Annotated in this window: 18 protein-coding genes; 11 read left to right on the forward strand and 7 right to left on the reverse strand. The window is 31.2% G+C overall.

Annotated elements, in window-relative coordinates; translation table 11 throughout:
- Positions 1–46 precede the first annotated feature (46 nt).
- Genes feoB through WG945_RS09345 form a run of 3 tightly spaced genes read right to left on the reverse strand, consistent with a single transcriptional unit; the run spans position 47 to position 3,120 of the window.
- Positions 47–2,158, reverse strand: a complete 2,112-nt coding sequence (gene feoB, locus WG945_RS09335; RefSeq protein ID WP_068447309.1) for a ferrous iron transport protein B — start codon at positions 2,156–2,158, stop codon at positions 47–49.
- A complete protein-coding gene (locus WG945_RS09340; protein WP_068447311.1) occupies positions 2,158–2,388 on the reverse strand; it encodes a FeoA family protein in 231 nt (76 codons plus the stop codon). Before WG945_RS09340 ends, feoB begins: the two co-directional genes overlap by 1 nt.
- Before the next feature lie 51 nt (positions 2,389–2,439).
- Entirely contained in the window at positions 2,440–3,120 is a 681-nt protein-coding gene (locus tag WG945_RS09345) for an SCO family protein (RefSeq protein ID WP_068447313.1), read from the reverse strand.
- Between the two features lie 171 nt (positions 3,121–3,291).
- Between WG945_RS09345 and rseP the strand changes: the two genes are divergently transcribed.
- A complete protein-coding gene (gene rseP, locus WG945_RS09350) occupies positions 3,292–4,638 on the forward strand; it encodes an RIP metalloprotease RseP (protein ID WP_068447315.1) in 1,347 nt (448 codons plus the stop codon).
- Positions 4,639–5,051: 413 nt separating this feature from the next.
- Here rseP and WG945_RS09355 read toward each other — a convergent pair whose 3' ends face one another.
- From WG945_RS09355 to WG945_RS09370, 4 genes are all read right to left on the reverse strand, one after another.
- Positions 5,052–5,207, reverse strand: coding sequence for a hypothetical protein (locus WG945_RS09355; RefSeq protein ID WP_157603506.1), 156 nt, complete (start codon positions 5,205–5,207; stop codon positions 5,052–5,054).
- Positions 5,208–5,376: 169 nt separating this feature from the next.
- The gene (locus WG945_RS09360; protein WP_068447461.1) at positions 5,377–6,780 is read right to left on the reverse strand and encodes a flotillin family protein; all 1,404 of its coding nucleotides are present in this window, start codon (positions 6,778–6,780) and stop codon (positions 5,377–5,379) included.
- A gap of 21 nt (positions 6,781–6,801) precedes the next feature.
- Positions 6,802–7,374: a hypothetical protein gene (locus WG945_RS09365; RefSeq protein WP_068447317.1), complete on the reverse strand. Its 573-nt coding sequence runs from the start codon at positions 7,372–7,374 to the stop codon at positions 6,802–6,804.
- A 430-nt stretch (positions 7,375–7,804) separates the two neighbouring features.
- Positions 7,805–9,628, reverse strand: a complete 1,824-nt coding sequence (locus WG945_RS09370) for a TonB-dependent receptor plug domain-containing protein (RefSeq protein WP_082864134.1) — start codon at positions 9,626–9,628, stop codon at positions 7,805–7,807.
- Between the two features lie 67 nt (positions 9,629–9,695).
- Here WG945_RS09370 and WG945_RS09375 point away from each other — a divergent pair, with 67 nt between their 5' ends.
- The 10 genes from WG945_RS09375 (at position 9,696) to WG945_RS09420 (ending at position 23,374) form a co-directional block, all read left to right on the forward strand.
- Positions 9,696–11,195 (forward strand): PLP-dependent aminotransferase family protein, encoded by a 1,500-nt coding sequence (locus WG945_RS09375; RefSeq protein WP_068447320.1) that lies wholly within the window; start codon positions 9,696–9,698, stop codon positions 11,193–11,195.
- A 79-nt stretch (positions 11,196–11,274) separates the two neighbouring features.
- On the forward strand, positions 11,275–12,540 hold the full coding sequence (locus WG945_RS09380; protein WP_068447322.1) for a Y-family DNA polymerase: 1,266 nt from the start codon (positions 11,275–11,277) through the stop codon (positions 12,538–12,540).
- A 134-nt stretch (positions 12,541–12,674) separates the two neighbouring features.
- Positions 12,675–13,052, forward strand: coding sequence for a DUF2007 domain-containing protein (locus WG945_RS09385; RefSeq protein ID WP_068447324.1), 378 nt, complete (start codon positions 12,675–12,677; stop codon positions 13,050–13,052).
- A 52-nt stretch (positions 13,053–13,104) separates the two neighbouring features.
- Positions 13,105–13,539 carry a LexA family protein gene (locus WG945_RS09390; protein WP_068447326.1) on the forward strand — a complete coding sequence of 145 codons (435 nt, stop codon included), beginning with the start codon at positions 13,105–13,107 and terminating at the stop codon, positions 13,537–13,539.
- Between the two features lie 76 nt (positions 13,540–13,615).
- Positions 13,616–14,119 (forward strand): DUF2975 domain-containing protein, encoded by a 504-nt coding sequence (locus tag WG945_RS09395; RefSeq protein ID WP_068447329.1) that lies wholly within the window; start codon positions 13,616–13,618, stop codon positions 14,117–14,119.
- A 1-nt stretch (position 14,120) separates the two neighbouring features.
- The gene (locus WG945_RS09400; protein ID WP_068447330.1) at positions 14,121–14,327 is read left to right on the forward strand and encodes a helix-turn-helix domain-containing protein; all 207 of its coding nucleotides are present in this window, start codon (positions 14,121–14,123) and stop codon (positions 14,325–14,327) included.
- A 149-nt stretch (positions 14,328–14,476) separates the two neighbouring features.
- Complete coding sequence (locus tag WG945_RS09405; RefSeq protein ID WP_231874463.1) at positions 14,477–17,176, forward strand: LuxR C-terminal-related transcriptional regulator; 2,700 nt, start codon at positions 14,477–14,479, stop codon at positions 17,174–17,176.
- A gap of 250 nt (positions 17,177–17,426) precedes the next feature.
- Positions 17,427–20,525 (forward strand): SusC/RagA family TonB-linked outer membrane protein, encoded by a 3,099-nt coding sequence (locus WG945_RS09410; protein WP_068447334.1) that lies wholly within the window; start codon positions 17,427–17,429, stop codon positions 20,523–20,525.
- 20 nt (positions 20,526–20,545) lie between these two features.
- Positions 20,546–21,958: a RagB/SusD family nutrient uptake outer membrane protein gene (locus WG945_RS09415; RefSeq protein ID WP_068447336.1), complete on the forward strand. Its 1,413-nt coding sequence runs from the start codon at positions 20,546–20,548 to the stop codon at positions 21,956–21,958.
- Between the two features lie 72 nt (positions 21,959–22,030).
- Entirely contained in the window at positions 22,031–23,374 is a 1,344-nt protein-coding gene (locus WG945_RS09420; protein ID WP_068447465.1) for a glucoamylase family protein, read from the forward strand.
- Positions 23,375–23,385 lie beyond the last annotated feature (11 nt).

The raw sequence follows: 23,385 nt of genomic DNA on the forward strand, positions 1-23,385 counted from the left end.
AAAAACACTGCTAGAACAACTAATATGTATGCTATAATTTCTTGCATTATGTTAAAATTTGATAAGTTATAAATGAAGCAACATAAGCTAATAATCCCATTCCGAATAATTGGATTAATGGCCATTTCCATGTTTTTGTTTCTCGCTTCACAATAGCTAAAGTAGCCATGCACTGCATTGCAAATGCATAAAAAACCATTAAAGACATCCCTACAGGGAAATTAAATCGTTTTCCCCCAGTATCAGGATTTATTTCTGACCTCATTTTTTCTTTAATAGTAGACGTATTTTCATCATCTGCCTCAACACTATAAATGGTTGCCAACGTACCCACAAACACTTCCCTTGCGGCAAAAGATGTTATTAAGGCAATTCCAATTTTCCAATCATATCCTAAAGGTCTAATTGCTGGCTCTATCGTTTTTCCTAAAATACCAATATAAGAATTCTCTAATCTTGCTGATGCAATTTTTTGCTGTAACTCTTGATCTGTTAAACGCTGATTCGCAACATTTTCAACAGTATTTTTCTCAGCATTCTCAAAAGAAGTTGGTCCGTTTGATGCTAAAAACCATAAAACAATAGACAGTGCTAAAATGATTTTCCCTGCCTCTAAAACAAACGACTTTGTTTTTTCAATTACTTCATAAAACACATTTTTAACAGAAGGTAATTTGTAATTTGGCATTTCCACCACAAAAAACGACTTCGACTTTATTTTTAATGTTTTATGTAAAATATAGGCTGCTATAACTGCGGTTGCAAACCCCAAACCGTATAACAACAATAAAACCAAACCTTGTAAATTTAAGAATCCAAAGATTTTAGTATCAGGAATAATTAAAGAAATTAAAATTGCATACACCGGCAAACGCGCAGAACAGGTAGTAAAAGGCACTACTAAAATAGTAATTAATCGTTCTTTCCAACTGGCAATTGTTCTAGTAGCCATAATTGCAGGAATTGCACAGGCGGTTCCAGAAATTAATGGAATTACACTTTTACCATTCATACCAAATCGTCGCATAATTTTATCCATTAAAAATACCACACGACTCATATACCCCGTTTCTTCTAAAACTGAAATAAATAAAAACAGAATGGCTATTTGAGGTATAAATATTATAACACCTCCAATACCCGGAATTATCCCTTCGGTTAATAAATCTGTAAGCACTCCATTAGGCAGGTTACTTTTTGCAAAATCAGCAATTTCAGCAAATGTAGTGTCTATAAAATCCATAGGCACAGAAGCCCAGTCAAATACAGATTGAAAAATAATCAACAATAAAAATACAAAGAAAAAGTACCCAAAAAACTTATGCGTAAAAACTCTATCTAACTTACCACGTAAATCTTTTGCCTTCGTTTTATCAACGATATAGGTCTTTTTAAGTATTTTATTAATTTCTTGATAACGATAAATAGTTTCTTTATGTTGATATTTCTTTAGCTTAGAAACATCTTCTTTAAAGCTAAGTAACTTTATTTTTTCTTCTGATGATATGGTATCTGGATAATTATTCTGAGTTACCATTAGCCATAATTCATACAAAGAGTAATTAGGGCTAATTTCTTTTAACTTATCAAAATAATCTGGATCAATTTGATGGTTAATCCCACATAAAGGAGAGGCTTTTGCAGCAACATGACAACGAATAATTGCAGCTTTCACATCTTCTATTCCTTCATTTTTTCTTGCACTTATTAAAACTACTTCTGTATTTAACTCTTTTTTTAATAAGGATAAATCAATCGTAATTCCTTTTCTATTCATTTGGTCAACCATATTGATTGCCAAAACTGTTGGAATTTCTAAATCTTTAATTTGAGAAAATAGTAGTAAGTTTCTTTTTAAGTTTTCTACGTCTGCAACAACCAAAATAACATCTGGAGATTCTTTAATATCCTTTTTTAACAAGGTTTTTAAAACAATACTCTCATCTAAAGAAGTAGGATTAATACTATATGTACCTGGTAAATCTGTAATAATTGCATTCTGAGTTGCAGATAATTTACTAACACCATTTTTCTTATCTACCGTAATTCCTGGATAGTTTCCAACTTTCTGATTTAAACCTGTAAGTTGGTTAAATAGAGATGTTTTACCAGTATTAGGGTTCCCTATTAAAGCAACCTTTATATCATTTTTAGACATTATAAATGTACTTTAAGGATTCGAATTTTAGAAGCTGTTTCTATTCTTATTGCCAAATGACTCCCGTTTACGCAAATATATAAAGGGTCTTTTAAAGGCGCTATTTGAACCAACTGAACCTCAGCTCCTGGCAAACAGCCCATTTCTAACAATTTTAAAGGAATATAATCTAAAGACTCTTCAGAAATATACCCAATCTCTCCCTTACGTAATGTAGCTATTGTGCTCAATGAATTTTATTTGGAAGGCAAATATAATCATTTAGAATGATTCTAAACAAGTTATTCAGAGGCATATTCTTCTTTTAACAAAACAATATCACTTTTAAGTTTTTCCATATCTTCTTTCTCTGTGCCATCGTAATAACCACGAATACGTCTCTCTTTATCTACTAAAATAAATTGTTCTGTATGTATAAAATCATTTTCATCACCAAGACCTTCATCTAAAACTGCAAAATAACTTTTTCTTGCCAACTCATAAATATGTTTTTTAGCACCTGTAGTTACATTCCATTTACCGTCAATAACACCTTTTCTATCGGCATATTCTTTTAAAACAGAAACACTATCCATAACTGGTGTAACAGAATGAGATAAAAACATAATATCATCATCATTTTTATAAAACTCTTGAAGCTCTCCCATATTATAAGCCATGGCAATACAAATTGTTTGGCAACGAGTAAAAAAGAAATCTGCTACGTAAATTTTATCTTTATAATTACTATTTGTAATTGTTTCTCCGTTTTGATTGATCAATTTAAAATCTGCAATGGTATGGTTGTTTTGAATATGCGTCATACTATCATCTACCAATCTCGGGTTTACATCAATAGGATTGTAAATTTTAAGGTGATTATCCACTTTTAATAAATGATAATAAACCGTAAGTGAAATTGCAGAAAACACCAAAAAAAAGATAAGTAGTGGAATAGACTTTTTAAAGATTTTAAACTCCATAAGATAATTTTGTAAACACAAATTTACGACTTAAAATAACCTTAGAAAAACAATCAAAAGGGAATAGTTTCCAAAATCTTTGTTAAATTAAAAAGGTACCTCAATTTGTTCTTTTGCAACTATCTTTAAAAACGTACATTTGCGACTATTTTAATTATGATTTAACGCTGAATGGAAATATTAATAAAAGCATCGCAATTTATTTTAAGTTTATCTTTATTGATTGTATTGCACGAGTTAGGGCACTTTATCCCTGCAAAATTGTTTAAAACCAAAGTAGAAAAATTCTACTTATTCTTTGATTATAAATTCTCTATTTTTAAGAAAAAAATTGGTGATACAGTATATGGTATTGGCTGGATTCCTCTAGGTGGATATGTAAAAATATCTGGTATGATCGATGAAAGCATGGATACTGAACAAATGGCTTTACCTGCACAACCTTGGGAATTCCGTTCTAAACCTGCATGGCAACGTCTAATTATAATGTTGGGTGGAGTTTTTGTAAATTTCGTTTTAGGTATTTTTATCTACATTATGTTAATGTATGCATATGGAGAAAACTTTTTACCAAACGAAAATGTAAAAGATGGTGTTTGGGTACAAGATTCTTTAGCAATGAACTTAGGTTTAGAAACTGGAGATAAAGTTTTAACGATTGATGGAGAAAAAATTAAAAAGTTTAACGAACTAACTTTAGGTTTTGTAAACGGTAATAATTTTCAGATTGAAAGAAAGGGGGAAATTATTGATAAAGTAATTCCGGAAGATTTTATCTCTCAATTAGTAGACAGAGGTAAAGATGCTGGTGTAATTTTACTACCAAGATATCCTTTTGCAATTACTAGTATTTCTGAAGATTCACCAAATAAAAATGCTGATTTAAAATCGAAAGATATTGTTGTTGCCATTAACGGAAATGCAATAAAATATTTTGATGAAGCTCAGGTTGAATTAAATAAGTTTAAAAATCAAGATATTTCAGTTACCATAAAAAGAGAAAACGAAACAAAAGATGTCGCTGTAAAAGTTACCAATGAAGGTAAATTAGGCGTTGGTTTTGGGTTATTACCTTCTAAAGATTTAGAAAGACTTGGCTACTACGATTTAGCGAATATCGAATACACTTTTGCAGAAGCAATTCCTGCAGGATGGAACAAATCTGTAAAAACACTTACAGACTACATCAAACAATTAAAGAAAATATTTAACCCAAGCACAGGTGCTTATAAAGGTTTAGGTGGTTTTATTTCTATAGGAAGTATTTTCCCTTCTGAATGGAGTGCAGAATCTTTCTGGAACATTACAGCCTTCTTATCTATTATGTTAGGTTTTATGAATCTTTTACCAATACCTGCTTTAGATGGAGGTCATGTAGTATTTACCCTTTGGGAAATGATTACAGGTAAAAAACCAGGAGATAAATTTTTAGAATACGCACAAGTAACTGGCTTTATTCTTTTAATAGCCTTACTACTTTTCGCAAACGGAAATGATATCTTTAGGTTGTTTAATTAAACAAAATATAACTATAAAGAAAGCCTCACAATTTTAAAATTGTGAGGCTTTCTTTTTATAATTTAAACGAACGATTGATAAATGAAAACCAAGTATACATAGTATTACACCTGTCACAAGCATAGGACTTAGTACCTGGTATTAATTTAACAAATGCACCTCTTCTCATTCTGTGATTCGATGTAGATTTACACTTCGGACAAGCTTTCATAATTAAGTTAGTTTAGTTTACGCCTGAAATTTAGGAAGATAGAGCTAAAAACACCTATACAGAATTAACTCATTTATATATTAAACTCATATTTTCAAAAAGAAAAGTTCAAAATAGAAGACTTAGATTTACAGACATATTGAATCTCAGTAAAGAACAAAATTAGTGGGACAAGGTTTAGTATATTTAGACAATCTATTTTTTACACTTTAAAAGTACGGTTGATAAAAGAAAACCACGCATACTGTGTATTACAATTATCACAAGCATAACCCCTTGTTCCTGGAATTATTTTAACAATTCCTTTTCTCATCATTCTGTGTCTAGATTCAGATTTACATTTCGGACAAGATTTCATAAGCTAGAGGATTTATTTTAAGCACGCAATGTACTAATTGCAAGCAATGCATCTATACGTATAAATACCCATTTCTTTGAAACCTTTAACAACAAATTATGAATCAAAAAAATAAGCCATCATTTAAAAATTAAATGATGGCTTATTCTAAAACTTATACCTTAAGAGACTACTTATCTTTCGGCTCAATTACCTCTGCAGACAACTCAGTAGGGATATCTTTACCTTTTAAATAACTTGGTAACTCCATACCAGCCATATTAAACATTTCTTGTAATGGTGGCACTGCTTTATACATACCAGAAATAAAGTTAGAAGTAGATGTTTTACCATCTTTTCCTCCACCATTTTCCCAAACAGTAACTTTATCAATCTTAATATTTTTAATTGCTTCTGCTTGTATTTTAACCAACTCTGGTAATTTATCAGCAATTAATAATAAAGCTGCATTTTGAGAATCGTTTCCTGCCGCTTTTACTATTTGATCTAAACCTTGTGCTTGTTTTGTTAAAACCTCATACAAACCTTGTGCTTCTGCTTGTGCTTTAAATAAAATTGCATCTGCTTCTCCTTTTGCAATTCTTCTAATATTTTCTGCTCTTGCTTCTGCATCAATCTCTACTTTACGCTTATCAATTTCTGCAGGCACAATAATATCTGCTAATTGAGAAGAACGTTCTCTTTCTGCTCTGGCAACCTCTGCCTCTTGCTCTGCTGCATAAGATTCTTTTAACGCATTTGCTGTTTGTACTTTTTCTGATGCAATTGCTGTACGTTCTGCCTCTGCCTCTCTTTGTCTTCTTAAAGAGTCTGAATTTGCAACATTAATTTTTGCTGTATTTTCACCTGCTACTGCTTGTGCATTTGCTGCTGCAACTTGTGTTCTTTCATCTTGTACTGCGTTTGCTTCTCCAATAGAACCATCTCTATTTTTCTCTGCTACAGATTTTCTTGCTGCGTTAATTGCATGTGCAGCTGCTTCTTTACCTAAAGCCTCTATATAACCAGATTCATCAACAATATCTGTAATATTTACGTTGATTAATTTTAAACCTACTTTCTTTAATTCTGTTTCTACAGATTGAGAAATATTAGTTAAAAATTTATCTCTGTCATTGTTAATTTCTTCAATATCCATCGATGCAACTACTAAACGTAATTGCCCAAAAATAATTTCTTGTGCTAAATCCTGAATGCTATCTTGGTCTAAACCTAATAACCTTTCTGCAGCATTTTGCATAATTCCTGGTTCTGTAGAAACCCCAATTGTAAATCTTGAAGGAACATTAACACGAATATTTTGTTTAGAAAGTGCATTTACCAAATTTACTTCTATAGAAATTGGTGTTAAATCTAAAAATTGATAATCTTGAATTACAGGAAAGATAAATGCGGCTCCACCATGAATACATTTAGCAGATTCTCCACCACCTACTTTTCCATAAACAACCAAAATTCTGTCTGACGGACATCTTTTATATCGTTTTACCATTGCGATTAGCAATATAAAAACGAAGAGAATTGCAATTCCTATTCCGATTAATCCAGCAAATTGACTGGCTTGTAATACCATAAAGTTTAACATAGCTTTTTTTTAATTTTGAGGTTCTATTATTAATATTCCGTTATTTGTTACTTCTATTACTTTAATTATCTTTCCTTGTTTTAAATCTTCATTATAATCTGTTAACGCTTCTAATTCTCTTAAAGCTCCTTGAATTTTAATCTGAATTTTACCTGTTTTAGATCTATTTGCACCAACCGTTAAATACACTTCACCTATAGAATTTAAAGCATTTTTCATTTTTAAAGTTCCACTAGAGGACAATTTACTGATGTAATAAAACAATGCTGCCATTACAAACATCATCAACAAACCAGAAAATATAGAAATAATAATGGTAGTTCCTGTTGCGTTTCCTGCATCCATACTTGCAATTCCACTCCATCCAAAAATGGTAAAAAAAGCAACTAAGTTTTTTAAGGTAAAAAACTGAAATCCTGCTCCAGTATCTGCATCTATTTCGGCATCTACATCACCAATATCATCTGTTTCTGCACCAATTATTGTGGTTATTAAAACCAACAAAAACATAAATGTAGAAATTCCGGTAATTACCCAATAGGTCTTTTCGAAAGTAGTTAATTCTTGAAACCATTCCATCATAGCAGCTTGTTTTAAAAGAGATTAAAGATAAATATTTTTTGACCGTATAAAGCGATTTATTCCATCAATATAAAGCGTAAAACAATTTTATGAACATCAACTTTTAAGAACACTCTTTAGAGTTGACTTTTAAACTTTAATTGTTAAAAAAGATAAAGCAATAAAAGAGATTAATAGTCTTTAGCTTTTACTATTAGTAGCCTAAGAGCTTGTTTTGTTACAAACTTTTAAAAATTTAAATTACAGAAGTACTAAAACGGCTGTTTGAGACATCAAAAAAATACAAAAAGAAGAAAACGACACACAATTCGTTATCATATTAATGAGACCTAAAGTATATTGATTTTCATAAAACTTAAGAAAATCAATAGTAAAAAAAAGCCTTGATAAAATATATCAAGGCTTTTTTAAAAATATGGAATTTTATTATTTAGAAACCATAACGCAATCCGAATAAAACATTACTACCAGGCATTGGCACAAAACCAGATTCTATATAATCTGTATCAAAAATATTATTTGCAGTAACTGTAAAACTAATTTTATTAAGATCTATAATTACAGAAGCATCCCAAACATTATAACTTGTACCAACAGTACGTTCTGCATGTTTGTAAATAATATTCTGACTTACATTTTTAAATAATTTTGATGAAAATCGGGTTGTAAAATGGTGTTTTAAAGTATTTAAAGAATAACGAGACAAATCTTTATTCTGATCTAAAATATCATCCTCTAAAAAAGTATAACCAACAGAAAGGGTTTGTTTGTACTCTTTTATATTAAAACGATAATCAGCATTTACCTCAAAACCTTGCGTATTTACTTCTGCTATATTAGTTGCTGTAAAAATAGACGTTGCAGTATCCGGACGAATAAAATCAATTAAATCAGTTGCATCTCTATTAAAAACAGCAACAGAAGCGCTAAATTTTTCAGCATCATATTTTAAACCAATTTCTTGTGCAAACGCTTCTTCTGGCTCCAAATCTGAATTTCCGTTAGTACTTGGTGAGTTGTAAAATAAATCTGTATAAGTAGGTATTCTATATGTATAGCCAACATTTCCGTAAGCCTTTACATTGTCTGCCAATCTATAACCAACATCCAAACCTGGAAAAGCATGGAATTTAAAATCAGAAAAATAAGTAACTGCAACTCCCGGAGTAATATCTAACTTGTTATCTAACAATTTAAAACGATGCTCTAAAAACAAATTCGCCATCGTTCTATCTCTATCCCCTAAATTATTACTACTGATAGAAACCTTAGAAACATCTACACCAAAACCCGTAACACCTATATTAGAGGTGTAAGAAGCATTTGCTTCTACTCCAAATTTATGAGTTGTGTGTAGATTTCTAAAAAAACTAGGATCGTATCTTTTTAACAAAAATATATCTTGCCCTCTTTTCCAATAAACCCTTGGTGTAATTTTAAAATTTTCTGTCTTAAAGGTCGTAGAAGCACTTATTAAACTACTCTGCGTTTCTTCATACTCATTCCAATCAGGATTTGTAGTATAAAAATTTTCTGCTCCGAATTTCTTATCGAAAAAAGTAGCTAAAACCTCTATCGGTTGCTTCTTTTTATTAAAAACACCTTTTAAGAAATAATTGTAATTATTATAATCTGTATTATTTCTATATCCGTCTGATGTTAATGCACCAACATGTGCAATTATAGATGAATTTTCAAACTCTTTACCAACCGTTACAGAACCATTTAATTGACCATATGAACCAGCCTCTACATTTATAGAAGCCGTATTTTCTAATTTCTTTTTAGTCACAATATTTATGGCACCCGTAAATGCATTCTGACCAAAAACTCTTGCTGCAGGACCTTTAATAATTTCTATTCTCTCGATAACCTCAACCGGTAGCGCAGCGTTTAATGTATGATGTCCTGTTTGAGAATCATCCATTTTAATACCATCCACCAATAATAAAGTCTGATCGAAACCTCCTCCTCTAATATATAAATCTGCTTGACTACCTCCAGTTCCTCTTTTTCGAATATCTACACCGGCAACTTGTTGTAATAAATCGGCAACATTTGTAGCAGCACTATTTTTTATTACTTCGGATGAAATAACATTTATAGTTCTAGAATTTTCTTTAAAAGGCAAATCTATTCTTGTAGAAGTAATAACAACTTCTTGTAACGTATCTCTTTTTATAAGATCTGATTGCGCTTGCGCCTGAAAAGCAGCAAATAACAAAGTAATGATTCCTGTAATTTTAATTTTCATAATTAGTTATTTTAATATGATGCAAAACTCGTAACTTTCCGGACGATTAAAATAGTCCAGTATTAAAATGACAGATAGTCCGGTTAACATATTATTTAAGCAATTAATCAATTTTGATAAATCCATACCTCAACCTGTCTACATACAAGTTGCTCAACAAATAATAAATGCCATACAACGTGGTTATTTATCTAAAGGCACCATTTTACCCGGAACACGTGTTTTAAGTCAACTTTTAAAAATACACAGAAACACGGCAGTTGCAATTTACGAAGAATTAGCATCACAAGACTGGGTAGAAATCATCCCTAATAAAGGTACATTTGTTTTAGAACCTGCATTAAAAACAGCTAAAATAAAAGCTACTTCACAAAAAATAAATCAAGCTTATAATGCTGCAAAAATCACTGGGTTTCCATTTCAGAAATCATTTCATTTAGCTTCTACAATTCAGTTAACAAGAGCCCAATACACTATTAACGACGGAAAACCAGATTTACGTTTGCATCCTGTACATGAATTTTCTAGATGGTATAGCGCTGCAATGAAACGTAAAACATTAATCAAAAAATGGAATAGGTCTAATGAGTCTCTCTATTCTTTATTCGAAACCCAACTTTGTAACCACTTAAACGCTACTAGAGGTTTTCACATAACCCCTAATAACTTAATAAGTACACGTAGTACAGAAATGAGTTTATACATTGTTTCTCAACTATTAATCAAACAAAACGACATTGTTTTAGTTGGCAACTTAAGTAATTATGCTGCAAATATGATTTTTCAGCAAGTTGGCGCAAGTATTAAAACAATTCCGGTAGATAAAAATGGATTAGATGTAGACTACATCAGAAAACATTTTATAAAAAACAGTATTCGATGTATATATATTTGTGCACATAGAGATTATCCTACAACCGTAAAATTAAGTGCAGAACGTCGTTTAGCATTATTACAATTAGCCAAAGAATACGGTTTTGCTATTATAGAAGATGATTACGATTACGATTTTCAGTTCGAAGGTTCTGCCATGTTACCAATGGCAAGTTCAGATGCCAACGGAATGGTGATTTATTTAGGTAAATTAGGTCAATCTTTATTCCCTAGTTTTCAAACAGGATTTGTAATTGCACCAGAAAATTTAATTTCTGAAGCAAAAAATTATCTCCAGTTATTAGATGAACAAGGCGATTTAATTCAGCAACAAATGTTATCCGAATTAATTAATGAGGGTGAAATTTATCGCTTAATTAAAAAAAACATTGTTATCTACAAACAAAGACGCGATTGTTTGTGCGCACTCTTAACTCAGTATTTTTCTGAAATTGCAAAATGGGAAATCCCTTCTGGCGGTTTGGCAATTTGGTTAGAGTTTCAACATCAAATATCATTGGTAAAACTAGCAGAAGAAGCAGAAAAACAAGATTTATTTATACCAAAAACCATTCTGTATCAAGATAAAAATACGTGTGCCATTCGTTTTGGTTTTGGTCATCTAGAAAAAGAAGAAATGGAAACCATTATTATTAAGTTAAAAGATGCTTTTAACAAATTGCCTTTAAGTTAAATTAATTCTTTCTTATTTTTTATAAAACAAAGATATTAACAACGCTATTTTGCCTGCTATTTTTTGATACTTTTATAGCATGTTTGCACTCGTAGATTGTAATAATTTTTATGCTTCTTGTGAGCGGGTTTTTAACCCCAACTTACAAGGAAAACCCGTTGCTATTTTAAGCAATAATGATGGTTGTGTTATTTCTATGAGCGATGAAGCGAAGAAGTTACAACTGCCTTTTGGTGCGCCTATTTTTAAATGGGATGCATTTTGTAAAGCAAATAATATTACTGTTTTATCATCTAACTACCCGTTATACGGAGACATGAGTGCGAGAGTGATGAATATTTTGGCAGGTTTCTCTCCAGATGTAGAAATCTATTCTATTGATGAATCTTTTTTAGAACTAAAAGGTTTTGAAAATTATGATCTATCTGAATATGCTACAAAAATGAGAAGTCGTATTTTAAAATGGACAGGTATACCAACTTGCGTTGGAATTGCGCCAACCAAAGCATTGACTAAAGTTGCCAATAAAATTGCGCGTTCTAACATCAAACAATCGAAAGGAATTTGTATTATAGATTCTGAAGAAAAAAGAATCAAAGCCTTAAAATGGACAAAAATTGGCAACGTTTGGGGAATCGGAAGTCGTTTAAAAAAACGCTTGCAAGATAAAGGTTGTATTACTGCGTATGATTTTACACAACTATCTAGTGATTGGGTTTTAAAAGAATTTTCTATTGTAGAATGGCGTTTGCAGAAAGATTTACAAGGCATTTCTAAAATTCCTTTAGAAGACGCTGTTTCTTCTAAAAAGATGATTGCAACTACTAGAAGTTTCGAATACACCTATTCGGATATTGATAATATTAAAGAGCGTATTTCTACCTTTGCAGCAAGTTGTGCCGAGAAATTAAGGAATCAGAAATCTAGTTGCCACATGCTAATTGTACAACTTTCTAGTGATCGGCATAAAAAAGAAATGCAGCAACATAGAGAAAACATTACGGTTGTTTTTTCTTCGCCAACAGATTCTACGTTAACCATTGCAAACGCAGCAGTAGAAGCTGTAAAAACTATTTTTAAAACTGGTGTTAAATATAAAAGAGCAGGTGTTATTGTTACGGGGTTAGTACCCAATGATAATTTTCAATTAGATTTATTTTCTAGTGAAAACCCTAAACACAAACCTTTAATGTCTGCTATTGATAAATTAAATCGTAAATTTAAAGCAGACAAAATTAAATTAGGAAATCAAGATTTACAACGCACCTGGAAAATGCGTCAAGAAAGATTATCGCCTAGATTTACCACAAATATTAATGATATTATAATTGTAAAAACCACCTAAAATACTAATTATCAACTTAATAAGCCCTAAAAAACTATTTTTTAAATCAGCTTGTCATTCGTAACTTACGCTTTCGAAATGACAAGAAACTATAATGAAATTGCAGGTTTTTAACCTTTTAAAATGATAATTTTATGAACGATAACTATACTGTTTTAGCTGTTTTCGAATATTCAACCGAGGCTCATGTTACAAAATCGAAGCTAGATTCTGAAGGTTTTGACACAATGCTCATGGATGAAAAAACTATCGATTCAGATCCTTTAATGAGCAATGCTATTGGTGGTGTAAAATTGTTGGTTCATAAAGATGATTTTGAAAAAGCGGTAACTATTTACAATGAGATTAGAATTTATCAAAAAGATAAAAACGGAAATGCTATTTTTTGTCCGAATTGTAATACTACTCAAATATTAATTGCCCCTCTTACAAGGAAAAATATATTCTACATGTTATTTCCTTTTTTCGAAAAAACAAGACACATTTGCAACAATTGTAAGACCGTATTTTAATTGTAAAATAATACCTCTAACATTTAAAGAAAAGTTATAATTTGCAAACATTATGAACGGAACTAAAAACCTTACTTTTTTTACACCTAAAGCTTCTTCTGGTAATGGAGCTGTTTTGGTAGATGTTGGTATTTCTGCTGGTTTTCCTTCTCCTGCAGATGATTTTAGAGAAACTAGAATTTCTTTAGATGATGAATTAATCCACAACAAAGACGCTACTTTTTTTGCAAAAGTAAAAGGGCAATCTATGATTGATGCTGGTTTAGACGACAACGATTTATTGGTTATTGACAGAAGTTTGGAGCCTGCCAACAACAAAATTGCGGTTTGTTTTTTAGATGGCGATTTTACTGTAAAGCGTTTACGTGTAGAAAAAAACGAAGTTTGGTTACAACCAGAAAACCCTAATTACCCTATTATAAAAATCACAGAAGAGAATGATTTTATGATTTGGGGAATTGTAACAAGTGTGATCAAAAAAGTATAAAATTACCTTTTTTTAATATTTTATTATTGTTTTTCGATAATTTTTATATATTTGCATATGTCAAATATTTAAAGTCATGAGAAAAATTAATATTTTAAAAGCAATTGTAGATTTACTTTGGATATTATCCATGCCAATAGTTTTGGTAATTATCGGATTTTCTATTGCTGTTTTCTTTGTAGACCTAGGTGATTTAAACATAAAAATAAACTCAATAGGTCTTAATACCGATACACTATTCTCAAAAACACTTCTTGTTGTTTCTGCACTAAATTATTTATTAATTGTTGCTGCTTTATATTTTTTTAAAAAAATATTAAACTACTTTATTAGAGTAAAAATATTTGAAGAAAAAGTTATTTCATCCTTTAAGAAAATGGGAAACCTATTATTTATTTCAGGAATTATTTCTCTTACGATTTCTATGATTAGTAGATTTTATTTTCTTCAGAAAGTAACTTTAGAATTCGGTTTGAATCAGCATTTAGTAATTATCTGTTTAGGCTTGTTCTTTTTAGTTTTAAGTGAAATTTTTAAAGTTGCAAAGAATCAAAAACAAGAAAACGATTTAACAATATAATATGGCAATCATTGTAAATTTAGACGTAATACTAGCCAAACGTAAAATGCGAAGCAAAGAATTAGCGGAAACTATTGGTATTACAACAGCCAATTTATCTGTTTTAAAATCAGGAAAAGCAAAAGCAATTCGTTTTTCTACTTTAGAAGCAATTTGTAAAGCATTAGATTGCCAACCTGCAGATATTTTAGAGTATCAAAAAGATTAAAAGCAGTACTTTTAGTCCGTCTTAAAACACATCAAATCAGTTAACGAATCGTAATGACAAAACACTTAAAAATTTTAAGCATACTTTTCTATTATTTATCTATTTCGATAGTAAATGCTCAGTTCTCTCCCAGCCTTAAAAATTATACTTTGGCAGAATATAAAGCTGGTAACCAAAATTGGGATATTACAAGAGCTAAAAACGGTAAAGTATATGTTGCTAATAATAGTGGTTTATTAGAATATGATGCTTTGGTTTGGAAATTGTATCAATTGCCTAATAAAACAACCGTTAGGTCTGTTTTAGCTGTAGATGATATCATTTACACAGGTTCGTTCGAAGAATTTGGGTTTTGGAAAAGAGATGATTTTGGAATTCTTAAATACCACTCATTAAGTGATACCATTCTCAATAAAATTTCGCCTAATGAAGAAATATGGGGAATTGTAAAGTATAAAGACAAAATAATTTTTCGTTCGTTTCTAAATATCTATGTGTACGATTTTAAGAGTATTGTACAGTTAAAGTCTGATTCGATACTTATTTCTCTTAGTGTTATTGATGATGACTTGTATGTAAGCACTTTAAACGCAGGTATTTTTTTACTAAAAGAAAAGAAACTAGCACCTTTATACTTTAATGATTTACTTGTAGATACTAAAATCATATCCATCAACAAGTATAAAGATAAACTGCTTTTAATGACCTCTCTAAAAGGAAGTTATTTTTTAGAAAAAGGCAAGTTGGTTCCCACTAATTTTAAAATAAATGAAGCCATTAAACTACATCAGCTTAATGATTTTTCTATCTTAAAAAATGGAGAAATGGTATTCGGAACCATAAAAGATGGTCTTTTCTTAACGGATCATTTAGGAAACTTAAAATTTCATGTTAGTAAAGAAAATGGTTTATTAAACAATACCGTTTTAGGACAATCTCTAGATGATTCTGATAATCTTTGGTTGGGTTTAGATAACGGAATTGCCCACATAGAATTAAACAATAGCAACTATTTCTTTAATGATGTTTCAGGAAAACTAGGGGCTGTTTATGACATTATTGAATATAAAAGTGTTATTTATATAGGAACTAACACAGGACTTTTTAGACTTGACAGCAACAATCGATTAGAGTTTGTAGAAGGATCACAAGGTCAGGTTTGGGATTTAACAATTATAGGAGATGAACTTTTTTGTGGTCATAATGAAGGGACTTTTTTGGTAGATACGAATACCTTTAAAAAGATATCTAATTTTACTGGAGGTTGGACTATAAAAAAAGTTCCAGAACGAAATGACACCTATATTCAAGGTACTTATTCTGGATTGGTAAAGTTTGAAAAGAAAGAGGGTGAGTGGATTGTAAAACAATTTGACAAAGCCTTAATACCTGCTCGTTTTTTGGTATTCGAAAATCCGCATACCGCTTGGGTTGCTCATGAAACTAAAGGGGTTTATAAGATTCGGTTTGATGAAGATTATGAAACAATACTAAATGTAGAAAATTATCAGAAAAAAGGTATTAGCTCTAATTATAACATACGAGTTTATAACATTAAGAATAATATTAGTTTTAAAACGAGTGAAGGATGGCAAAAGTATGAGCCTATTTTAGATTCTATTATTCCTTATAAACTACTTAATGATAAGTTAGGAAGACATAATTATATTATATCTGAAGATGATACAAACCTTTTTGCGTTAAAAAACAATGATGGCTTTATTAATTTTAAATCTTTCCATAATAATGACGAACAACTCATTTTAAGTGACGATCTATTAAAAAACAGATACATCATAGGCTATGAAAACGTCTCTAAAATAAACGATTCTGTTTATGCATTAAACTTAGACAATGGTTTTATGATGATAAATAGCACCACACCGTCTAATAATCGTTTGCAAAAACCAAAGATAGAAGTTGTATCTATTGGTGGAGTTCCTATCAACCTATCAAAGATTGTAAACAATGAAATCCGTTTTAATTTTAATGAAAATATTACAATAGAACTGTCCTCTTCAAAATCTGTAAATCATTATTTTGAATACAAAATATCCAACACAGGTAATTTATGGTACAAAGCAGAAAACGATAAAATAGAGTTCTCTAACCTTAAAGACGGAGAGTCTACAATTTCCTTTAGAGCTAAAGGAAATTCTGGAAATGTATCCACCATTCAAAACTTAGAAATAGATGTATTACCACCCTGGTATAGAGATACTTTTGGGTTCTTTCTATACGCAATTATTGCACTTTTAATTATTGCACTATTATATGTTTTGCAAAATAAAAAAATAGCAAAAGAACAGCATCTTATAAAAATCAAGTATCAGAAAGAACAAGAAAAACTACTACGCGAAAAGACATTAGAAAACGAAAAACAAATTGTAGAGTTTAAGAATGAATCTTTGCAGAAAGAAATTAAGCTTAAAAGTAAACAACTTGCCAATAATGCGATGGCTTTAGTGAAGAAAAATGAAATCCTTGAGGAAGTTAAAAAAGATCTGATGGGTCATAAAGAAGGCTTTAATAGTCAGTACAACTTTAAAAAATTGTTGAAAAAATTAGATAATTCTATTGTACTTAAAGATGAATGGGCTGTTTTTGAAAATAACTTTAGTCAAGTGCATGATGAGTTTTTCGAAATCTTAAAAACCAAACATCCAAAGCTTACTCCAAAGGATTTAAAGATCTGTGCTTACATCAAAATGAATCTTTCTTCAAAAGAAATTGCACCTTTAATGAATATCTCTCATAGGGGTGTAGAAACGCATAGATATAGGTTAAAAAAGAAGTTAAATTTAGAAAATGACATTTCTATCACTGATTATTTGTTAAATATCAAATAATAAACTTATTTTTTTACCTAATACACAATTAATAACTACGTCATCTATACGTCATTTATCAAATTCACCTTCAACTACAACGTTTTATTTAGGGCAACAAAGTACGTCAACCTCGATTTGTTAATGCTTTTTAACATTTAGTGCATTTAGTGACGTATTTAAAATGTAAAGCTCTTTTTAATTTATTTAATAATAGTTTATAATTTAGTCTACCGAATAAACTGAATATTTAATAATTAATAACACTAATATGAAAACAAAGATTAGTCTATTATTAATACTGTTTTTTTCATTGGGTGCTTTAGCACAAAAAATGGAAATAAATGGTATTGTAACAAGTAAAAATGGAGGTACTCCTTTACCAGGAGTAAGCGTTGCTGTAGCAGGAACAAGCAATGGAGTCTCAACCGATTTTGATGGAAAGTACGCTCTTACCGTTAATAAAGGAGAACAATTAACATTTAGCTACATTGGCTTTAAAAAAATTACAGTAACTGTAAATAATGAAAATGTTATCGATATTTCATTAGAAGATGACGTAGAATCTCTAAATGAGATTGTAGTTATTGGTTATGGTACCCAAAAAAGATCAGATCTTACAGGTGCTGTTTCTAGTATTAAATCAGATGATCTATTAAAACAACCAGCGGCAAACGCAACACAATCTATACAAGGAAAATTGTCTGGTGTAAATATCATTAATACCAACGCACCTGGTAGTGACCCTGTAGTAATGATAAGGGGATTAGGTACTGCCGCATCTGGCACAACACCTCTTTATATTGTAGATGGTATACAAGTAAGCGGTATCAGTAACATAAACCCTTCTGATATTGAAACGATGGATGTTATGAAAGATGCTGCCTCAGCTGCCATTTATGGTATGGATGCTGCAAATGGTGTTATATTCATTACAACCAAAAAAGGGAAGAATGGAAAAGCTAAAGTTTCATTAAGTTCTTACTACGGAGCAACTAGTACGCTTAACCCAGTAAAAATGGCAGATGCTTCCGAGTACATTACTTACTTTAATGAGGTTCGTACATCTTTAGGATCTACAGATTTATTATCATCGAACCAAGCATATGATACAGATTGGTATGATGAATTAACAGACGTTAGATTATCTAATAGTAATAATGTTTCTATTTCAGGAGCTAATGAACATACAAACTATTTCTTTAGTTTAAATAATTACAATGAGGACGGACTATTGAAAGATCAAAACTTAACTAGAAATACGTTAAGATCTAACAATACCTTCAATCTTTTTGAAAACACTGTAAAATTAACACAAAGCTTTAGTGCTGCAATTTCAAAAGGAACTCCAAAGCCTTTTAATGCCTTTAATGAAGCATATAGACAGTCTCCATTAGTACCTGCGTACTATGATAATGGTGCTTTTGGTCAATCTAACTGGAATACGAATACAGGAGTTGTTGGTTACCAAGGCAACAGTCGTTTAAACTCTATAGGTAACCCTTTGGCAACCGTATATTATAACAATCAAAAAGACGAAACTACAGATTTACAAGGGTCTTTTGATTTAGAGGTTAAGATAACAGGTTCTTTAAAAGCCAACTCTCGTTTTGGAGGTACTAAATCGTACTACAAATCAAGATCTTTTAATGATATCAAGTCTCAATATTTAACTACAAATACAGGGCAAGATGAGTCTGATTTTAACGCATTAAAAGAAGCAAACCCAACAACTACAGCATATGCAGACAACAATCTATCTTTTAGCAGATCTGAAAGCTATAGATACAACTGGGATAATTATTTAACTTTCGACAAAATAATAGGCAATCACAGCATTAATGTGGTAGCAGGTCTTACAAAAGGAAGTAAAAATAATACGTTTAGTACTTATCAACTTGCTTATGATGTACCACAAAAAGAGCAATACTGGAACATCAACTTTGCTTCTGAAGATTATGAACAAACGTCACAACAAAGTTCATCTACGCCTACAAATCAATTATCGTATTATGGAAGGTTGCAATATAACTTCAATGAAAAATACTTTCTTCAAGCAAATATCCGTAGAGATGGTATAAGCACATTCAATAACGATAATAATACAGAATATTTCGGAAACTTCCCTTCTTTTAGTGCAGGTTGGGTGTTAACTAAAGAATCATTTTTAAATGATATAGAAAATTTAAATTTCTTAAAAATGAGAGTAGGTTGGGGTAAATTAGGGAATTCAGATGTTCCTTTTAATATTTCAACATATTCAACCGCTACCGGAAGTAGTAATGTAAATTACGTATTTGGGGCGAATCAAGATTTAGTGTACGGAGCAGCTTTAGGCGCTTCTATCTACCCTATTTCTTGGGAAATTACTAAAGAAACAAACGTTGGTTTAGATTTTCAGGCGTATAGCTCAAGATTATCTGGTAGTTTTAACTACTACAACAGAAACACGGAAAATGCAATTCTAAACGTAACTCCTGTGTACACTTCTGGTGAAGGAACCAATTATTATGATCATGGTGCAGAAGTACTAAACAAAGGTTTTGAAATAGAATTTAATTGGAGAGACAACATCACTGAAGACTTATCATACAACCTAGGTTTTGTATTTTCTGATAATAAAAATAACGTAGAGAATGTAAAATCAGCTTATGATGGTCAAACCGGAGGTAGTTTATCTAACGGTCAAATTACAAAGAAATTACAAGAAGGACAGCCTATTTATGCTTGGTGGATGTACGAAGCAGATGGTGTTTGGCAAAACCAAGACGAAATAAATAACAATGCACATTACGGTACTCCATCTCCAGGACATTTACGTTATAAAGATCAAAATAATGATGGTGTTATCGATGATAATGATAAAAAATTCTTCGGTTCTTACATTCCTACTTACAACTTCGGATTTAATGTAGGTTTAAATTATAAAGATTTTGACTTGGCTATTGATGCTTTCGGAGCTGGAGGAAATAAAATTTATAATGGATTAAAAGGAACTAGCATAGATGGTGGTGAAAATATAGCGTATGATACATTTTCAAATAGATGGACAGGCGAAGGATCTACCAATGTAAACCCAGGAGCTGATAAAGACTCTTATGCATCAAGTTATTATTTAGAAGATGGAGATTATTTAAGAATCAACAATATTACTATTGGTTATACTTTGCCAGTACTAATGAATCAAGTTTCTAGAATTAGAGTTTATGCAACTGCTAAAAACCCATTTATGTTTACTAAATATTCTGGTTTTACTCCAGAAATAGTTGGTTCATCTGGTTCAGCGGGAGCAAGTGGAGCAGCAGGAATAGAACTTTCTGCATACCCAAACACTAAAACCTTTTTATTTGGTGTAAACATCGATTTATAAAATTTTAAAAAATAATTATCATGAAAAATAATATTAAAAATATACAGATTCTATTTGCTATAGGACTGCTTTTCACTACTGTTTCTTGTAGTGAAGATTATTTAGATGTTGATAGTAAAGATCGTTTAGAGCAAGACGATACTGAAACAGTAACGCCTAAAGAAATGGTAAATGGTGCCTACGGTATGTTAACCGAATGGGATTATGCTTTTTCTTATCTTGGAATCACAGAAATTATTTCTGACAATTCAGATAAAGGTAGTTCTTCTACCGATACTGGTGCTGATAAAGACGTATTAGATGCCTTAACCTTTACAAGTAGTGCAGGTTCAATTCTTTCTATGTGGCAAAATTGGTATAAATCTATAAACAGAGCATCTATTGCTATAGATTATACAGAAAATTATGGCCTAACAGATGAAAACTTAAAAAACAGATTAGTAGGTGAAGCGAAGTTTTTAAGAGCTTTAAATTATTTTTGGTTAGTAAGATCTTTTGGGGCTGTACCATTACAAAATATAGATTTAGTTGAAAGACAACCTGTAGCAGATGTATACGCTTATATAGAAGCAGATTTATTAGACGCTATAGAAAAACTACCTCTTAAAAGTAAGTATGCTTCAGAAGATTTAGGTCGTGCATCTAAGGGAGCTGCGCAAGCACTTTTATCTAAAGTTTACCTTTATGAAAAAGAGTGGCAAAAAGCATATGACATGGCAGAAAATGTTATTAATTCTGGAGAATATGGTTTACATCCAAATTATGAAGAATTATGGAGAGCTTCCACAGAAAACGGTATCGAATCTATTTTTGAAGTACAAGGTAGAGGAGAATCTATAGCTCATGGTGTGCAACAATACTCACAAACTCAAGGTGCAAGAGGTGCTGACGGTTGGGGATGGGGATATAACAACCCATCTGAAACACTTGTAAAAGCGTTCGAAGCAGAAGGAGATCTAATTAGAATGAATGCTTCTATTATTTTTGAAGGTGAAACACTATGGGATGGTCGTGAAGTTTTTGAAGTTGAGAACCCTAGGTATAATGAAAAAGCATATTCTAGTGCCTCTACAGGATCAGACGATGGCGATAAAAACATACGAATACTTCGTTATGCAGAAATTCTATTAATAAAAGCAGAAGCGGCAACATATATTGGTCAAGATGCGGCAACACCTCTTAATTTAGTAAGAAGCAGGGTAAACTTACCTACCATTAGCAACCCAACAGTAGCACAAATCTGGAAAGAAAGACACTTAGAATTAGCGATGGAACATGATCGTTGGTTTGATATTGTTAGAACAGGACAGGCAAAAGAAGCAATGGCTGCAGATGGTAAAACATTTGTTGTTGGTAAACACGAATTGTTTCCAATTCCTTACAATCAATTAATACAAACTCCAGGAATGACACAAAATCCAGGATGGGAGTAATCTAAAATTTCAGCTATGCTTACCATTTAAGTATAGCTGAAATTTAATGTATCATTTAAGAACATGTTATATATGCGTAATTTTCTATTAATAAGTATACTATCACTAGCTCTATTTGGTTGTAATAAGCAAAAGGAAGAAACTACTACAGATATCATTGTAGAGGATACCTTAATTTCTGATGATGCACTTTTAGATCGTATTCAAGAGCAAACTATCAATTATTTTTGGGACGGAGCAGAACCTAATTCGGGTTTAGCACTCGAAAGAATTCATATGGATAATAGTTCTTATGATTCTCCTAATAATACAGTAACAACTGGAGGAAGTGGATTTGGGTTGATGGCTATTTTAGTAGGGATCGAAAGAGGATTTATAACTAAAGAAGCAGCTCTTTTACGATTTCAAAAAATAGTAGATTTTTTAGACAAGGCAGATCGTTTTCATGGTGCTTGGCCACATTGGATTAATGGAGAAACAGGAAAAGTATATCCTTTTAGCGAAAAAGATAATGGTGGAGATTTAGTTGAAACAGCTTTTTTAATACAAGGTTTATTAACTGTTTCTGAATATTTTGATGGAGATACAGCTGCAGAAAAAGAACTGGTTTCTAAAATCGACAACCTATACAGAACGGTAGAATGGGATTGGTATACCAAAAACGGAGAAGATGTTTTGTACTGGCATTGGTCGCCAGAATATGGTTGGGATATGAATTTACCTGTTCAAGGATATAATGAATGTTTAATTATGTATGTGCTTGCTGCTGCATCTCCTACACATCCTATTAATAAATCGGTTTACGAACAAGGATGGGCAAAAAATGGAGGTATTGTTTCTAATAAGACATATTATGATGAAAACATCGTTTTAAACTATTTTTATAATGACACAGATTTGGTTGGACCTTTATTTTGGGCACATTACTCCTACTTAGGTTTAGATCCTAGAAATTTATCAGATCAATATGCTAATTATTGGACACTAACACAAAATCAAGCTAAAATTCATTACAAATACGCAGTAGATAATCCACTAAACTTTAAAGGATACGGAGAAAACCTTTGGGGTTTAACTTCTAGCTATTCCATAGACGGTTATCATGGACATAGACCAGGTGATGATCTTGGTGTAATTTCACCAACTGCAGCATTGTCATCATTTCCATATACACCAAAAGAAAGCATGAATGTTTTAAGGAATATTTATATGAATCACGATAATCTAGTTGGTAAATATGGTCCGTATGATGCTTTTAGTTTTGAAGATAATTGGTACATAGAAAAATATCTAGCAATAGATCAAGGTCCTATTCCTGTAATGATAGAAAACTACAGAACAGGTTTATTATGGCGCTTATTTATGAAAAATAGTGATGTACAAAATGGTTTAGATGCACTTGGGTTTACCTATTAATAAGTAAAAAA

Origin of the sequence: Polaribacter atrinae, from assembly GCF_038023995.1 — a bacterium.
Classification (GTDB): domain Bacteria; phylum Bacteroidota; class Bacteroidia; order Flavobacteriales; family Flavobacteriaceae; genus Polaribacter; species Polaribacter atrinae.

What these genes read in the sequence shown, in the direction of transcription:
- feoB (WP_068447309.1), bottom strand. Translation starts at nt 2,158, where the DNA reads ATGTCTAAAAATGATATAAAGGTTGCTTTAATAGGGAACCCTAATACT.
- WG945_RS09345 (WP_068447313.1), bottom strand. Translation starts at nt 3,120, where the DNA reads ATGGAGTTTAAAATCTTTAAAAAGTCTATTCCACTACTTATCTTTTTT.
- rseP (WP_068447315.1), top strand. Translation starts at nt 3,292, where the DNA reads ATGGAAATATTAATAAAAGCATCGCAATTTATTTTAAGTTTATCTTTA.
- WG945_RS09355 (WP_157603506.1), bottom strand. Translation starts at nt 5,207, where the DNA reads ATGAAATCTTGTCCGAAATGTAAATCTGAATCTAGACACAGAATGATG.
- WG945_RS09360 (WP_068447461.1), bottom strand. Translation starts at nt 6,780, where the DNA reads ATGGTATTACAAGCCAGTCAATTTGCTGGATTAATCGGAATAGGAATT.
- WG945_RS09365 (WP_068447317.1), bottom strand. Translation starts at nt 7,374, where the DNA reads ATGATGGAATGGTTTCAAGAATTAACTACTTTCGAAAAGACCTATTGG.
- WG945_RS09370 (WP_082864134.1), bottom strand. Translation starts at nt 9,628, where the DNA reads ATGAAAATTAAAATTACAGGAATCATTACTTTGTTATTTGCTGCTTTT.
- WG945_RS09375 (WP_068447320.1), top strand. Translation starts at nt 9,696, where the DNA reads ATGACAGATAGTCCGGTTAACATATTATTTAAGCAATTAATCAATTTT.
- WG945_RS09380 (WP_068447322.1), top strand. Translation starts at nt 11,275, where the DNA reads ATGTTTGCACTCGTAGATTGTAATAATTTTTATGCTTCTTGTGAGCGG.
- WG945_RS09385 (WP_068447324.1), top strand. Translation starts at nt 12,675, where the DNA reads ATGAACGATAACTATACTGTTTTAGCTGTTTTCGAATATTCAACCGAG.
- WG945_RS09390 (WP_068447326.1), top strand. Translation starts at nt 13,105, where the DNA reads ATGAACGGAACTAAAAACCTTACTTTTTTTACACCTAAAGCTTCTTCT.
- WG945_RS09395 (WP_068447329.1), top strand. Translation starts at nt 13,616, where the DNA reads ATGAGAAAAATTAATATTTTAAAAGCAATTGTAGATTTACTTTGGATA.
- WG945_RS09400 (WP_068447330.1), top strand. Translation starts at nt 14,121, where the DNA reads ATGGCAATCATTGTAAATTTAGACGTAATACTAGCCAAACGTAAAATG.
- WG945_RS09410 (WP_068447334.1), top strand. Translation starts at nt 17,427, where the DNA reads ATGAAAACAAAGATTAGTCTATTATTAATACTGTTTTTTTCATTGGGT.
- WG945_RS09415 (WP_068447336.1), top strand. Translation starts at nt 20,546, where the DNA reads ATGAAAAATAATATTAAAAATATACAGATTCTATTTGCTATAGGACTG.
- WG945_RS09420 (WP_068447465.1), top strand. Translation starts at nt 22,031, where the DNA reads ATGCGTAATTTTCTATTAATAAGTATACTATCACTAGCTCTATTTGGT.